Annotated in this window: 13 protein-coding genes; 5 read left to right on the top strand and 8 right to left on the bottom strand. The window is 60.6% G+C overall.

Annotated elements, in window-relative coordinates; translation table 11 throughout:
- Nucleotides 1-99: 99 nt before the first annotated feature.
- A complete protein-coding gene (locus VUN82_05835; GenBank protein XAS73360.1) occupies nucleotides 100-789 on the bottom strand; it encodes a hypothetical protein in 690 nt (229 codons plus the stop codon).
- Between the two features lie 169 nt (nucleotides 790-958).
- On the opposite strand from VUN82_05835, the gene VUN82_05830 reads away from it, so the two are divergent.
- The 4 genes from VUN82_05830 to VUN82_05815 all read left to right on the top strand — a co-directional run bounded on the left by VUN82_05830 (nucleotide 959) and on the right by VUN82_05815 (nucleotide 4,739).
- Complete coding sequence (locus tag VUN82_05830) at nucleotides 959-1,720, top strand: SDR family oxidoreductase (GenBank protein ID XAS74624.1); 762 nt, start codon at nucleotides 959-961, stop codon at nucleotides 1,718-1,720.
- Between the two features lie 35 nt (nucleotides 1,721-1,755).
- Entirely contained in the window at nucleotides 1,756-2,223 is a 468-nt protein-coding gene (locus VUN82_05825) for a VOC family protein (protein ID XAS73359.1), read from the top strand.
- Nucleotides 2,220-2,717 (top strand): DinB family protein, encoded by a 498-nt coding sequence (locus tag VUN82_05820; GenBank protein XAS73358.1) that lies wholly within the window; start codon nucleotides 2,220-2,222, stop codon nucleotides 2,715-2,717. Before VUN82_05825 ends, VUN82_05820 begins: the two co-directional genes overlap by 4 nt.
- Nucleotides 2,718-2,792: 75 nt before the next feature.
- On the top strand, nucleotides 2,793-4,739 hold the full coding sequence (locus tag VUN82_05815; GenBank protein ID XAS73357.1) for a DUF222 domain-containing protein: 1,947 nt from the start codon (nucleotides 2,793-2,795) through the stop codon (nucleotides 4,737-4,739).
- 46 nt (nucleotides 4,740-4,785) lie between these two features.
- Here the strand turns inward: VUN82_05815 and VUN82_05810 are convergent, their stop codons facing one another.
- The 6 genes from VUN82_05810 to VUN82_05785 form a co-directional block, all read right to left on the bottom strand.
- Entirely contained in the window at nucleotides 4,786-5,484 is a 699-nt protein-coding gene (locus VUN82_05810) for a YesL family protein (GenBank protein ID XAS73356.1), read from the bottom strand.
- A gap of 5 nt (nucleotides 5,485-5,489) precedes the next feature.
- Nucleotides 5,490-7,139, bottom strand: coding sequence for an extracellular solute-binding protein (locus VUN82_05805; protein XAS73355.1), 1,650 nt, complete (start codon nucleotides 7,137-7,139; stop codon nucleotides 5,490-5,492).
- 24 nt (nucleotides 7,140-7,163) lie between these two features.
- Complete coding sequence (locus VUN82_05800) at nucleotides 7,164-8,033, bottom strand: carbohydrate ABC transporter permease (GenBank protein ID XAS74623.1); 870 nt, start codon at nucleotides 8,031-8,033, stop codon at nucleotides 7,164-7,166.
- Between the two features lie 68 nt (nucleotides 8,034-8,101).
- Nucleotides 8,102-9,082 carry an ABC transporter permease subunit gene (locus tag VUN82_05795; protein XAS73354.1) on the bottom strand — a complete coding sequence of 327 codons (981 nt, stop codon included), beginning with the start codon at nucleotides 9,080-9,082 and terminating at the stop codon, nucleotides 8,102-8,104.
- Nucleotides 9,073-11,223 (bottom strand): beta-galactosidase, encoded by a 2,151-nt coding sequence (locus tag VUN82_05790; protein XAS73353.1) that lies wholly within the window; start codon nucleotides 11,221-11,223, stop codon nucleotides 9,073-9,075. Before VUN82_05790 ends, VUN82_05795 begins: the two co-directional genes overlap by 10 nt.
- Before the next feature lie 271 nt (nucleotides 11,224-11,494).
- A complete protein-coding gene (locus VUN82_05785) occupies nucleotides 11,495-12,349 on the bottom strand; it encodes a carbohydrate kinase family protein (GenBank protein ID XAS73352.1) in 855 nt (284 codons plus the stop codon).
- A gap of 98 nt (nucleotides 12,350-12,447) precedes the next feature.
- Here VUN82_05785 and VUN82_05780 point away from each other — a divergent pair, with 98 nt between their 5' ends.
- On the top strand, nucleotides 12,448-13,200 hold the full coding sequence (locus VUN82_05780; GenBank protein XAS74622.1) for a metalloregulator ArsR/SmtB family transcription factor: 753 nt from the start codon (nucleotides 12,448-12,450) through the stop codon (nucleotides 13,198-13,200).
- Nucleotides 13,201-13,269: 69 nt separating this feature from the next.
- Here the strand turns inward: VUN82_05780 and VUN82_05775 are convergent, their stop codons facing one another.
- Entirely contained in the window at nucleotides 13,270-14,286 is a 1,017-nt protein-coding gene (locus VUN82_05775; GenBank protein XAS73351.1) for a nucleoside hydrolase, read from the bottom strand.
- Nucleotides 14,287-14,314: the final 28 nt, after the last annotated feature.

Here is a 14,314-nt window from a genome sequence, read left to right as displayed (position 1 = left end):
GGTTCCGCCCTTCCGCACCCTATTTGGGTTGCACAACGGCTTCCTTGGATTCAAAGAAGGTCGGGAAAGACACAGCGCTGAGCGTCAAGCGGCTGAGCGTCACGGGATCCGAGCGTCTGTGTCAGGGTCTTGTCGCACGCCGAGCATTCCAGCGATTCTGGCTTCGAGTGCTGCGAGCGTCGCTTCCGGAAGGACGATCAGGCCGTCGAGTTCCTTGCGGGCACGCTTGTACGCCGTTTGACGTTCTGCCGGGGTAGCTGCCGAGTCTTCTGCAATGCGCAGAAGCTTCCTCGCCGTTGCCAGTCTTTGACGTTCCGGGCCGGTGAAGTTGCTGTCCTTGATGCGCCTGGCTTCGCGTTCGGCCACATCAAAAGCGAGTTCGAAGCTGTGGACAGCAGCACGGTACTCAGCCAGCCGGGCCGGCGTCGTTATCTCCTGCGGCGCGGCTGGCCGCAATCCATCCGCTTCCTTTTTGGCGCGCAGGAATGCGACGGTAAGCGGCTCGCGGACGTCAGTCATCAGCGGGTAGTCGATGAGCTTCCCAACATCCAGCTCGTAGTCCAGCCATTTATGGTTCACGGCATCATGCGTTGCCACCAAGGAGACGACCTCGGCCTGATTGGCTTGCTCGTGAACCGCGAGCTGGTTCTTCAGCTTGTACAACTCAACCTTCCGGCGATGGCGCTCCTCACTGGCTTTGGACCACGACCGTGCCCACCCACCGGCCATCCCGCCGATAGGGAAAATGAGCCACCAGTAGCTGCCAAGGAAGTCGAAGAGGTGTTCCACAGATTCATCCTCCCACTTCCAAGCGCATCTCGTCCGTGGGCTTAGGCTGAGCCAAACCTATGCGAGCATGAGAAATTCTTACTCTCAGCCCTTTTATTGATAAGCCACTCTGGATCACTCGGTAGGCTCCTTCTGACCAGATTTCCCTTTGGAAGGACACACATTGCCAATCACGAATGACCACAACGACGTGGCATCCGTCGCCCCATCCATCCAGCCCCTCAACGTCGTCGTTGCGGGTTCCACCAGTGCCGCGGGTCAGGCTGTGGTCGGCTCACTGGTTGCCCTGGGAGCCCGTGTGGCCGCCGCGGATCTGGACGCTGCGCGACTCGAGGCACTCTCCGCTTCCCATGACGGTGTGGTGCCCTACACTTGCAACCTTTCAGACCCGGAATCGGTCAAGGCCCTGGCGGGTTCAGTCAGGAGCGAGTTCGGATCGGTGGATGGGCTTATCCATCTTGTGGGCGGATGGCGCGGCGGCGAGGGAATTGTCGGCCAGAAGGACGAGGACTGGGACGTCCTGCACACCAGCATCATGACGACGCTCCGGAACACCTCGCGTGCGTTCTACTCGGATCTGGAAGCATCGCCGCGTGGACGCCTGGCCATTGTTTCGGCTGTCGCTGCTGCCAAGCCCACAGCGTCCGGCGCCAGCTACTCGGCAATCAAGGCGGCGTCCGAAGCCTGGGTTCTCGGTGTTGCAGATGGCTTCGAGGCAGCCCAGTCCGGCCACAAGACCGAGCCCAAGGAACAGACATCGGCCGCAGTGGTGTTCGTGGTCAAGGCCCTGCTGGACGACGCCATGAAAAAAGCTGCTCCGCACCGCAAGTTCCCGGGCTACACCCACGTCAACGAGCTTGGCGACCACGTCTCTGCTCTCTTCGCGGCCCCGGCTTCCCACCTCAACGGCGCGCGTCAGCACCTGAGCTAGGTCCCGCCGTCGTACCCTGTCGCTAGCATGTCCCTATGGATCAGCGACTGCATTTCATCACGTTTGCCACCGCGGATCTCGACCGAGCCCGTTCGTTCTACAAGGACGGGCTCGGTTGGGATCCGATCATGGACGTGCCCGGGGAGATCATTTTCTTCCAGGTCGGGCCGGGCTTGATGCTTGGCCTGTTCGATGCTGAAAAGTTCGACCAAGACCTCAACAGGGATATTCCGACTGGCAGCGACGTTCCGACGAGTAGCACCGTTCCGACGGGCAGCGTCAGCGGCGTGACGCTTTCGCATAACGTCGATAGTGCAGCAGAGGTGTCCAACACGATCGACGCCTTGGTGGCGGCTGGTGCAACTGTCCTGAAGCCGGCCCAGGCCAGCGCTTTCGGGGGCATTTTCCACGGCCACGTCAAGGATCCGAACGGCATCGTCTGGGAGATCGCGCACAACCCGGGCTGGCGAATCGACGACGACGGCACGGTGGTTTTCGGATGAGCGTCTTCCCGCCGACCTTCGCTGAGGATGTCATCAACCACGACGCCCGGGCCCAATTCGATGCTTTCCTTGATGAGCATCGGCGCGCACTCTACGAGTCTTTGGACGGTCTGACGGAAGAACAAGCACGACGGCGGCTGGTCCCCTCCCGCACGACGCTTCTGGGCTTGGTCAAACACGCAACCTTCGTGGAGAAGGTGTGGTTCGATGAAGCCATCTCATGCCGGTCCCGGAGCGAAATCGGCATCCCGGCTACGCCTGACGAATCGTTCATCCTTGACGACGCGGACACCATCGCAAGCATTCAGCAGGCACATCGCGAAGCGTGCGAGGCCTCACGGCTGGCTGCTTCGGATTTGGGGCTGGACGACCTCGTGCTCGGAAATCGACGTGGCCCGCTCCCCCTCCGCTGGGTGTATCTGCACATGCTGCGCGAGCTTGCACAGCACTGCGGTCATGCGGACATCCTCCGGGAGCAAGTCACTAGCAAATAGCCGCCATTTCCCGCGTTTCCTGATTCCAAACCAGGTCGAGCTAAAAATGTCAGACCCTGGTGAGAGGGTTTATTCATGGGAAGTATTGGGGAGATGTTGGCGCGTCGGGCAGCGATGTCTGGCGTCGCGTTGCGCCCCCGACGCGTTCTCCAAGGCAGCCACACCATGTCTGCCCACGGCCAAGCGGCCCGTGAAAGCCCGACGGCGGCAGTCACCGGTTCGGAGAACGCCGGAGCCATGGCGCTGCTTCGCGGCATTGAACCACGGCCCTTTCCTGACCTTGATGAAGTGGACCGTGAAGTTAGCCCTGACGTCGAGCCTGCTACCCAAGGACTTGAGGATGCGCCGGGACCTGCGGATGCCCTGAGTCTTGAGGACGCGCCGGCATTTCAGGATGCACCGGCACTTGGGCATGCGCTGGGAGTTGGGGATGCGCTGGCTGAAAGTGCTGAGGCGTTGGAATCTCTGCGTTCCGCGACTGTGGCCGGTGCCCTGGCATTCGGCTTTACAGAGGCAGCGGGATTCGCCGGGCGGGTGGAGGAGATTGCCCGCACCGTGGAGTACCTGCAGGTCATTGCGGCGCACGCCGTGGAACGGACCCGCACGCAGGCCCAGCAGGCACGGCCCTCATCCGCCGCCGGGACGGGTTGGCAGACAGGCTGGACCGACCCCGGAACCACGGACTCTGCGGCCCCGGCCCCGGCCGGGGTTTTTGCTGGATCCGCTACTACTGCGGGGCCAGGTGTTGTGGCTTCGGCAGTAGTTGTTACTGCGGCGGACGCCGCTGCCGTAGCCGATGATGGCTACCGAAACGCCGCGGAATTCCTCCGCGCCAGCCTGCGGATCAGCAAAAGCGAAGCCAACCGCCGCCTCGCCCTGGCCTCCCAGGTCCTCCCCCGGACCGGAATCGCCGGGCAACACATCCCGCCCCGCCGCGAAATCCTCGCCCAAGCCCTCGAAACCACACAGATACCCACCCGGTCTGCGAGCATCATCAGCGCCGCCCTGGACAAAGTACGGCTCCTCACCGACGACGACACCCTCACCCGGATGGAACACGCCCTCACTCGCACCGCCACCGAGACCGACCCCGACTTCGTCCTGAAAATGACCAAACGCTGGACCGACAGGATCGACCAGGACGGCCCCGAACCCAGCGAAGAAACCCTCCGCCACCTCCAAGGCACCTTCATCCGCAAACCCCGCCACGGACTCCACCACATCGAAATCTTCGCCACCACCGAACAATACGAAACCCTCACCACCGCCATGAACGTCGCCACCAACCCCCGACTCACCACCGGAGACAGCAACATCAATGGCGAGGGCGGCGGGACGAACAATGCCACCGGCGAAGGCGACGAGAGCGGTGACGGGAGCGGCGGCGGGAATAACGACACCCGGAACAAACCAGCGGGCCCGGACCTGGACCGGCGTTCCCGCCCCATGAAACTCCTCGACGGACTCGTCGGAGCCTGCGCCGTCGCGATGACCACCGGGAAACTGCCAGCCAACGGCGGACTCCGACCCCAACTCACCCTCACCATCGACGAACGCGACCTCTTCGAACGACGCACCGACCACCAACGACTCAGCACCGGCACAGCAACGTTCCTGGGCCCGATGCACCCCAACACCATCCGCAAAATCGCCTGCGACGCGGACATCCTCCCCGTCCTGCTCGGAACCGACTCCCGCGTCCTGGACATCGGCCGCACCACCCGGATCTTCCCGCCCCACATCCGCAAAGCCATCACCGCCCGCGACGGCGGCTGCGCCTTCCCCGACTGCACCATGCCCGCCCCCTGGTGCGAAGCCCACCACATCACCTACTGGTCACACGGCGGCACCACAGGAACCGAGAACGGCACCCTGCTCTGCAGCCACCACCACCACGTCATCCACAAAGAACAATGGCGGATCGACATGAACACCGGCGTGCCCTGGTTCACCCCACCACCACACATCGACCCCAACCAAACACCCCGACGCAACCACCACCACACACCACTCAGAACATAAGAGTCCTTCAAAGAAGTAGACGTGGTGCTTGGGGACTGAAGGCCGCCTATTCGGCTGCCGTGAACTTTGCCTCAACAAACTTCAGTAGCGGACGGGAGTTCATGCAGACCACGTACGCGAATATCCCCGCAACGAACAGGATCAGCCAGGCAGTGGTAGCCATCAGCACGAATCCCGAAACGAAAATGATGCCGGCGATGCCTAACGACACTCGCCGCTGGGCACCCAAGGTGTAGACGGAGAGTCGATAGATGTCGCTGCTCCGGAAGGAGAAGCGGGACAACAGGAGCATGGCGTTCACTCCGGCGGTAGCCACCATGACTCCGACGCCCAACAACCCTATCCGGGCAGCGATCTGGGCTGGGTTGGTTCCTGGGTCGGCTCCCAAAGACCCCGGCAGGACACTCAAGTTGAAAGCAATGACGGCAAGGAGCGCGAGATACGGAAGCCAAACCACCAACGCCTGGCCAAAGTTACTGCGGTAGGACTTAACGAAGTCACGAAAAACTCCGGTGTCCTCGTGTGCCAGGAGCCGGTTGAAGGCGTAGCAGGCAGCCACGAATGAAGGGCCTACCAGGACCAGGGAAATCAAAGCCAACGGCCCAATGACGCCAACCAGCACCGGAGTGAGCACCAGCAGCGCGTTGGCGAGCACCAGCAAAGCATTGCCCACCATGATGCCGTACACAGTTCCAGCCGCCTTGAACAAGGTACCCGACCCAAATTCAGCTTTCGTGGCTGCCATCAGAACTACTCCTTATCCGCGTAGGCCTTGTATGCCTTGTTCGCGAGTTCGACGTACTTGCTCTGCCCCTTGCTATCGAGCTCTTTGACGTACGCTCCAAACTCGGTGACAGCACGTTGCCCGGTAATGAACTTGAGAGTGTTCTGCTTGACGTGGTCCTTCAGCGGGGTGAGCGACAGCGTGGCCTGTTCACGATCGACGTCGTTGAAGGGCACGGGCGGAGCAACCGGGCGAGGCTTCTTGGACTTCATGGCCTCTTGGAACGCCAATTCCTCGTCGTTGAACGTGGAGTGCAGGAGTTCCGTCGCGCCGCCGTAAGCGAAGTTTCCTCCAGAGAATCCGTAGTCCACCCGCAGGTCCTTGGTGCCCGCGGGATTGAGACCCTGGAAGTTGATATCAGCCGCGAGTTGACGCTTGCCGCCGGACTTTGTGAACGTGGTTCCTTCTACGCCCCACTTGCTGAATTCCTGGCCGGCGTCGCTGTAGAACAACCAGTCGATGTATTGGATGAGAGCCACAAAGCTGTCCTTGTCTTTGACGGACGAGTTCAGCATGATGCCGTTTTCCAGACGGGTGCCACCGATGAGGTCGCCTGCAGGACCGCCCGGAACCGTGATCTTGCCGATCTCGAAATTGCCCTTGCCCAACGACTGTTCCATGGAGGTGCGGTAAGTGATGACGTTCTGCGAATTGGCGCTGATCACGAACGACTTGCCGGAAACGAACTTCTGGATGGCGGAGTCGTCGGTTTGGGTGAAGCTCTCAGGATCCATTAGGCCTTCAGAGACCAGCGAGTTGAAGTAGGTCACCAGGTCCTTGAACTTCTCTGATCCTGCGGCAAAGCCGAACTCCTTCTTGTCCTGGTCGAACAGGAGCCCATCCACCAGGCCCCAACCTGCAACCGTGCCAAAGGTTGGTGCCGCGATGTTCAGCACACTGTCGCCTTTGAACCTGTCGGAGAACGGCACGACGTCGGGATACGCCTTTTTGAGCGACCGCAACACGTCGCGGAACTCGTCCCATGTGGTGGGCTCGGCCAGGCCTTCCTTCTTCAGTACGTCCTTGCGGAAGCACAGAGAATAATCCGGCCACAGTTCCTCGTGCAGGCCGGGAAGAACATAGTACTTACCGTCTTCCTGGGTAAGGCCTTCGATCTCCGGCTCAAGCTTCCACTTCTTGACCTTCTCCTGGAAGTGCGGCATGAGTTCCACATAATCGCTGACTGGCAGCACCGCCCCGGCAGATACAAAAGCGGCCTCCTGCCCGGGATAGGTCTTGGCGATGATCTCCGGAGCGCTGCCGGAACTGATGAGAAGGCTGCGTTTCTGCTCATAATCGCTGTTCGGGACGATAGTTGGTTCCAGCGTGACGTTGTTGTCGCTGGCCATCTTGGTGAAGAGCAGCCAGTCCTTCTTGTACGGATAGGTCGGCTGATCCGAGAAAAGGAAGGTGAAGGACAACGGCGTCGTCGCCTTGAACGTGTCACCTACCTTGAAGCTGTCCATCGCACCATTGCGGGACTTGGACGTATCCACCTTCTCAGTGGCTTCAGAGTCACAACTGGTCATCATCAACCCGATGGTGACAACGGACGCGAGGCCCAGGAAATCTCTTCTGCGGAACTCTCGTTTGGCGATCATTGGGTGTCCTTTCATAAGGGTTATTCCTTGACGGAACGGTTATTCCTTGACGGAACCGAGCATCACGCCCGAGAAGAAGTACTTCTGGACGAAGGGGTAGACACAAAGGATGGGAATGACGGTGAGCACGATGGTGACCGACTGGATGTTGGCCGCGATTTGGCCCACGTTTTCCGCGGTACCCCCGGCCGAGCCTGCAGTAGTGACTCCAGCGATCATGTTGCGGAGGTAGATGGTGACCGGAAAGAGGTCGGGATTATCCAGGTACAGGAAGGCCTGGAACCACGAGTTCCAGTTGGCTACCGCGTAGAACAGGACCATGGTGGCCACGATCGCCTTGCTCAGCGGGAGCACCACCCGGAAGAGGATGCCGTACTGAGTGAGACCGTCGATGGATGCGGCTTCTTCCAGCTCACGCGGCATGTTTTCGAAGAAGGACTTCATGATGAGCAGGTTGAACACGCTGATGGCATTCGGCAGGACCACGGCCCAGATTGAATCGCGCATCCCCAGCGAACTGATGAGTACGTAGTTGGGAATCAACCCGCCGTTGAAGAACATGGTGAAGACAGCGAGTCCAATGAAAACACTGCGGCCCTTGAGGTCTTTCTTGGCAATGGCGTAGGCGAATGAAGTGGTCAGCACCATTGAAATCGCGGTAGCAACCACTGTGTACAACAGGGTATTTCCGTAGTTGGTCCAGAACGTGGAGTCGGCCAGGATCAGCTTATACGTCTCGGTGTTGAAGCCCATCGGGAACAGGTTGACCTGCCCTGCGTTGATGAACCCTTCGCTGGAGAACGACTGAGCGATGATGTTCAGGAACGGATAGACCGTCAGGAACACTACGAACAGTAGGAACACCAGGTTGAAGGCCCTGAAGATCCGCATTCCCGTCGAAACCCTCATGTCCTTTAGGAGGACACCGCCCGCAGCGGGAGGACGCAAAGAAGGAGTGGACTTGGTTGCTGTCTTGTTCACCACAGGCTCGTTCCTGCGAGGCGCTTGGATATCGCGTTCGCTGAGAGGATCAGCGTGAGGCCGATGACGGATTCAAACATTCCGATCGCCGCCGCATAGCTGAAGTTGCTGGATTCAAGGCCCACCCGGTAGAGGTAGGTGGAGATAACGTCTGACGTTGCGTAGTTGAGCGGGTTATAGATGAGCAGGATCTTCTCGAAGCCCACTGCCATGAACGTGCCGATGTTCAGGATCAGCAGTGTGATGATGGTCGGCCGGATGGCGGGCAGCGTCACGTGCCAGGTCTGTTGCCATCTGTTGGCTCCGTCGATCCTTGCCGCCTCGTACAGCGACTCGTCCACCCGGGTGAGCGCGGCCAGGTAGAGGATCGCTCCCCATCCCATGGTTTGCCAGACCTCTGAGCTGATGTACATCGGCCGGAACCAGCCCGGATCCTGTGTGAAGTTCACAGTGTGGCCGAACAGCGACTCAGCGGTCTGGTTCACCGTGCCGGTCATGGAGAAGTTCTGCAGGATCATGCCGGCGATGATCACCACCGACATGAAGTGCGGCAGGTAGGCCACGGTCTGCACAAACTTCTTGAACTTCTGCGACCGGAGTTCATTGAGCATCAGCGCGAAGATGATGGGCATCGGGAAGCAGAACACCAGGGTGAGGATGCCCAGAACGATGGTGTTCTGGAAGGCCTGCCAAAAGCTGGGGTCGTTGATGAAGAGGGTGATGTATTTGAAACCCACCCATTTCTCCCCGAAGATGCTGCCGCCAGGCTGAAATTGGCGGAAGGCAATGACGTTCCCGGCCATGGGCAGATACCTGAAAATGAGGAGGTATGCCAGTGGCTGCGCTAACAGTGTGTACAGGCGCCAGTCCCGTTTGAGCGCCAGCCTCCAGCTTCCAGGCTTGATGCGCCGCTTTTTCTGTTTACTCGGCTCACTGCCCGGGACCACCTTTGGCGGAGCGTCCAGCTTTAGTGCCATGGGGTTCCCGCCTTAGCTGCAGATTCTTCACGGACCAGGACTTCTTCAAGGACTACGACTTCTTCAATGACCAGGACGCCGTTCGCTGGAAGTTCCACTTCCCCGTGAATCGGCTGTCCGCTGATGCGGTCTGTTCCCCCGTCGAGGACGTTCACCCTGGAAGGCGCGTCGTTGTGGTTGAGCACCAGGAGGAAACTTTTGGCGGTGTCGTTAGAACCGCCGGCGTCGGGACCCAGGCCAGCAGAACGGAAGCCAGCACGACGGCGGACCTGGACTCCCGTAGGCGCCTTCAGTTCCGGTTCCACGCCTGCGCTCTGAAGTTCGTCGTCGAGCAATTGCTTGAGCAGCCCTTCCTCGATCCGTGCTGAAAGGTAAACCGCGGTTCCTTGCCCGAAACTGTTGCGGGTGATGGCGGGGGCTCCCGCGAGGCGCCCAGAAGAGTAGCTGGCCAGGACGTCCGCCGTCCCGGCGTGCAAGTGCTCTGTCCAGTAGCTCGCCGAGGAGGTACCGCCGTCGAACGTGGAGAGCTTCACCTGTTCGCCATCCCCGGCGAGCGGATGCATTTCTTCGCTCCACGCGCCCAGCACGTTGCGTAGGGCGCCGGGGTATCCCCCTAAGCGGATGGTGTTGTCCTGGTCCACGATGCCGGAGAGGTAAGAGACCACCAGTCGGCCGCCGTCGGACACGTAGTTTTCGAACTTTGCGGCGGCGGCGTCGGTGAGCAAGTACGACGCCGGCATGATCACCAGGCTGTACGTGGACAGGTCGCTGTTGGCATTGACGAAGTCGACTGTGACGTTGGCGTCGAAAAGCGGGCGGTAGAAACGGAGCACTTCCTGGGTGTAGTTCAGGTCCGAGCGCGGCGAATTCCCCAATTCCAAGGCCCACCAGCAGTCCCAGTCGAACACGATGGCGACCTTGGCCGTGGACCGCGTTCCCGTCAGGCCGCCCAACGATTTCAGTTCTTGACCGAGCTCGCAGACCTCGCGGAAGATCCGTGTGTTCGGGCCAGCGTGGTTCACCATGGCTGAGTGGTAGCGCTCGGTTCCACCCTTAGCCTGGCGCCACTGGAAGAAAAGGATCGAATCGGCGCCCTGCGCGATGGCTTGGTAAGAGCCGAGCCGCATCTTGCCTGGAAGCTTGGAGACGTTGACGGACCATTGGCTGACCGCGCCAGTCGCTTGCTCCATGACCATCCACGGTTGTCCGTGGCGCAGAGATCGCATGAGGTCAAAGTTCAATGCGGCGGCTATATGTGCATCGTCTTCACGGGGATCCGGGTAAATATCCAGCGCTGCGGCGTCCTCCTGAGCGGCCCATGCCCAGTAGTCGTTGGTTTTGTAGAAGCGCATGAAGTTGGTGACAATCGGCAGGTCAGGGGTGTGGCGCCTGAGGATGTCCCGTTCGGCCTTGAAGTGTTCCAGCATGCTGTCCGAGGTGAAGCGGTGAAAGTCCAGACGCCGGGAAGGGTTGGACCACGTGCGGGGCTGCGCGGGAACGCGTACCTGGTTCCAGTCCGTGTAGATCTGGCCCCACACGGTGGTGCTCCATGCTTCATTGAGTTCATCGAGCGATGAGTACTTCCTCTGCAGCCACTCACGAAACGCTTTCTCAGCCCACGGCCCATAGGACGTGGGCCCGTATTCGTTTCCTACATGCCACATGCGCAGGGCGGGATGTTTTGCGTAGCGCTCCCCCATCTTTTCCGCCAGAGCCAGGGACTTTGCTCGATACACAGGATGGGAGACGTCAAAGTGTTGGCGGGATCCGAAGCCGAAGATACTTCCGTCGGCTCGTTCCGGCATGATGTCCGGGTGCTGCTCCACGAGCCAGGCCGGGGGGACGGCGTCAGGCGTTGCCAGATCCACGCCAATCCCGTGCGCATGCATCAGGTCCATGACCTCATCGAGCCATTCAAAGTCGAAGACGCCGTCACTGGTTTCCAACCGACTCCACGAGAAGACAGCGAGGGTCACAAGGTTTACCCCGGCCTGCTGCATGAGCTTTGCATCCTCAAGCCAGACCTCACGCGGCCATTGCTCCGGGTTGTAATCACCGCCGTAGGCGATGCCGCCAAGTTTTTGATGCAACTGCTCCAGCCGCTTTTCAGCAGTCCGTAAGTCCTCAGGGTCGATGGTCATCTTTGTCCTTCGCTCGGCCTTGGTCGCCCTGGGAACTACAGTGCGACACACATCACAGAGAGAAACTATCGTAAACTTTACGCAATAACAACAGTCCACTTACCGAAACTGGAGAGTAACTTATCGGCTGTTATTGCAGCCAAGAATTGAGTAATCTCGGACTTTCAAACGTCCACAAAGCACTGATGGCGCGCGAATAGCAACTGATACCTAGATTTGTTTCCGAAGAAATTCAGAAACTATCGGAGTTGAAGCAAGCCCTAGTCAGTGCTCAACGCCCCAATGCCGGATGCAGATGTTCACTCTCAATCGCGACGCGGGCTTGAACCGCCCCTGCCTCGAGGGCATCGAAAACGGGTGCGCCCCGCAGGGTCGCTGCAAGGAAGCCAGCCATGAACGCATCGCCGGCGCCGTTCGTATCCACCACATCGGCGCGAACTGCGGGAACCTCGTGCTGGGTGCCGTCCGCTTCCAAGCCGACGGCACCTTCCGCACCGAGTGTGCAGACCGCCAAGCGAGGTCCCCGCGCAAGGCAGGAATGCATCAACGCCCACGGATCATCTGTCCTGTCGTCATTCATAAACACCACACCGGCAGCCCTCAGGAACGGTTCATGGAAGGCCGAGGATCCGTCGTAATCATGAAGGTCCACCCATAAAGGCGTCTGGTGAACCTCTTCGCGCTCCAGCAGCAGCACGCCAAATTCACTGAGGTCAATTACGGCGAGATCAGCGGCAGCCACCACGGCAGCCGTCGTCGCAAGATCCTCGTCCGACGGGGCTGAAGGCACCGAGACGTAGAGAGATACCCGGCTGCCGTCGTCGGTCATGAGGTTGACGTGACGCTCGGTTCGGTCGGAGGCGATCTTTTCCACGGTGACGCCGGCGTTGGTGAGTGCGCGGAGGACCCTCGCGCCGTCGTCGTCCGCCCCCAGGGGCGAGCACAACCGCACGCCGATGCCCAGATCCGCAAGGTGCACCGCTTTCCCCGCCGACGTTCCGCCGACTGTCTCCCAGGCGCTACGTGCGAACTGCATATGCGGGACGGGCTCAGGGAGGTGGTCCAGCAGGATGAGTTGGTTCCACGAGGCAGGGCCGCAGACGGCAACGGTCGGAGTAGCAGGCATGGCACTATCCAAGCACGGTCCGGGACCACGTTCCCGGAAACAAAGTGGCCAGTTCAAAACCGTTGACACGTGACCAAATGGTCACCTATTCTGAAGCCATGGACGCCGTGTTCAAAGCACTGGCAGACCCCACCCGGCGGGAACTGCTCGATGAGCTGTTCCGCGAGGATGGGCAAACCCTCACCGCCCTCGGAGCCCGGTTCGAGATGACCCGTTTCGGCATCGCAAAGCACCTGAAGTTGTTGGAGGATGCCGGGCTGGTGGTCACACGCCGCCGAGGACGCGAAAAGCTGCATTTCCTGAACCCCGTCCCCATCAGGCTCATCCATGATCGCTGGGTGAGCAAATACGCAGAACCATGGGCCGCTGCACTCAGCGACCTCAAATCCAGATTGGAAAGTCCCATGGAAAAGATCTTCGAGATTTACATCAAGACCACCCCGGAACGGCTCTGGGAAGCCATCACCAACAGCGAAATCCGGAGCAAGTACCAGTTCGGGAACACGTTCACGGCGGACTGGACTCCTGGCGGCCGGTTTGAAATGCGGAACGTCAAAGCGGACGAGCCCTTGGGCGAGGGCGAGAACATCGAGGTCGATCCCCCGCGGCGGCTGGTCCAGACGATGCAAGCGTTGTGGGGCGAGGACGTCAAAGCTGAAGGAACGTCGCGGATCACGTGGGAAATCGAACCCGTGGGCGATTCCTGCCACCTCACCGTCACGCACGACCAGCTCCGCGAAGGCGCCAACGAGCAGCTCTACGGCGGCTGGCCCATGATCCTCTCCGGACTCAAGACCTGGCTCGAAACAGGCGAAACACTGACAACGCCCGGCTCACTCATGTACGCCTAGGCACGCTGTAACCACGACGACGGCGGAACCTTCCCGCCGTCGTCGTCGCTACTTGTCGCCTCCCGCCAGTTAGGCGACGGGAGCCGCTGTCTGTTCCGGAGCCGCCAGCTCCTCTTCAGACAGCCAGGCTGCCTGCATGGTGCCCAGCAGATGCGGGGCAAAGTCTTCGCCGATTTCCAGCACCACGCGGCATCGCACGCCGCGCTGGTCGGGGAACCCGAGGTACTGTCCCCGAAGGTCGCACACGGTCTGCCCGCGGCTCGGACCGTTGGTTGTGTCTACCTCCACGCGCACCGTCGGCGCCACGGTCAGCTCCACTCCCCTGACGGCAATGGCAGCAGCCAGGGGGTCGTGCATCGCTGAACACGCCCGCCCGAAGATGTCCACATAGAAGCCGAAGTAGTAGCCAAGCATGTCGCCGAGGGCCTGCGAAACGGGGTGCTCGGATGCCAGCAGCTCTTGACGGTGGGATTCTTCCAGGACGTTGGTCATGGTGACGTCCAGCGGCACCAACGTCACATTCCAGTCGGCAGCGAGTACTTCCGCGGCAGCCTCGGGGTCGTTGGCGATGTTGGCTTCTGCCACCGGCGTGATGTTTCCCGGGGCCAGCGCCGCGCCGCCCATGATAGTGATTTCGGCGATGAGCTCCGGCAGCTTTGGCTCCAGCCGAAGGGCTTCGGCGATGTTGGTCAGCGGGCCGATCGCCACAACGCGAAGTTCCCCGGCATGCTTGTGTGCCAGCTGCACCAGGAGCTCAGCAGCCGTTGCCTCAACGGGCTTACGATCCGACGGAACCAGCTCCACCCCGCCGATCCCGTTGTCGCCATGGACATGCGGGGCGCCACCATGGTAGGTGCCGACCTGCGGATCATGTGCACCGATCGCCACGGGGATGTCCGGGTGCCCGGCCAGTTTGAGCAGGTCCAGCGTGTTTCGGGCTCCACCGGCGGCGCTGATATTGCCACTCACGGTGCCGATGCCCACGAGTTCCGCTCTCGGGGTTGCGAGCAGGTAGGCAAGGGCGAGGGCGTCGTCGATTCCCGTATCGCAGTCGAGGTAGAAGGGGGCGGCGGTCGGCTGAAGCATGGTCTCTCGTTTCAGGATGTAGCGGGGT

It is taken from the genome of Micrococcaceae bacterium Sec5.1 (genome assembly GCA_039636795.1).
Taxonomy (GTDB): domain Bacteria; phylum Actinomycetota; class Actinomycetes; order Actinomycetales; family Micrococcaceae; genus Arthrobacter.
Note: the sequence above shows the minus strand (reverse complement) of the source record. Positions and strands in the feature narration are given on the sequence as shown.

What these genes read in the sequence shown, in the direction of transcription:
- VUN82_05825 (XAS73359.1), top strand. Translation starts at nt 1,756, where the DNA reads ATGGATCAGCGACTGCATTTCATCACGTTTGCCACCGCGGATCTCGAC.
- VUN82_05820 (XAS73358.1), top strand. Translation starts at nt 2,220, where the DNA reads ATGAGCGTCTTCCCGCCGACCTTCGCTGAGGATGTCATCAACCACGAC.
- VUN82_05815 (XAS73357.1), top strand. Translation starts at nt 2,793, where the DNA reads ATGGGAAGTATTGGGGAGATGTTGGCGCGTCGGGCAGCGATGTCTGGC.
- VUN82_05810 (XAS73356.1), bottom strand. Translation starts at nt 5,484, where the DNA reads ATGGCAGCCACGAAAGCTGAATTTGGGTCGGGTACCTTGTTCAAGGCG.
- VUN82_05805 (XAS73355.1), bottom strand. Translation starts at nt 7,139, where the DNA reads ATGAAAGGACACCCAATGATCGCCAAACGAGAGTTCCGCAGAAGAGAT.
- VUN82_05800 (XAS74623.1), bottom strand. Translation starts at nt 8,033, where the DNA reads ATGAGGGTTTCGACGGGAATGCGGATCTTCAGGGCCTTCAACCTGGTG.
- VUN82_05795 (XAS73354.1), bottom strand. Translation starts at nt 9,082, where the DNA reads ATGGCACTAAAGCTGGACGCTCCGCCAAAGGTGGTCCCGGGCAGTGAG.
- VUN82_05790 (XAS73353.1), bottom strand. Translation starts at nt 11,223, where the DNA reads ATGACCATCGACCCTGAGGACTTACGGACTGCTGAAAAGCGGCTGGAG.
- VUN82_05785 (XAS73352.1), bottom strand. Translation starts at nt 12,349, where the DNA reads ATGCCTGCTACTCCGACCGTTGCCGTCTGCGGCCCTGCCTCGTGGAAC.
- VUN82_05780 (XAS74622.1), top strand. Translation starts at nt 12,448, where the DNA reads ATGGACGCCGTGTTCAAAGCACTGGCAGACCCCACCCGGCGGGAACTG.
- VUN82_05775 (XAS73351.1), bottom strand. Translation starts at nt 14,286, where the DNA reads ATGCTTCAGCCGACCGCCGCCCCCTTCTACCTCGACTGCGATACGGGA.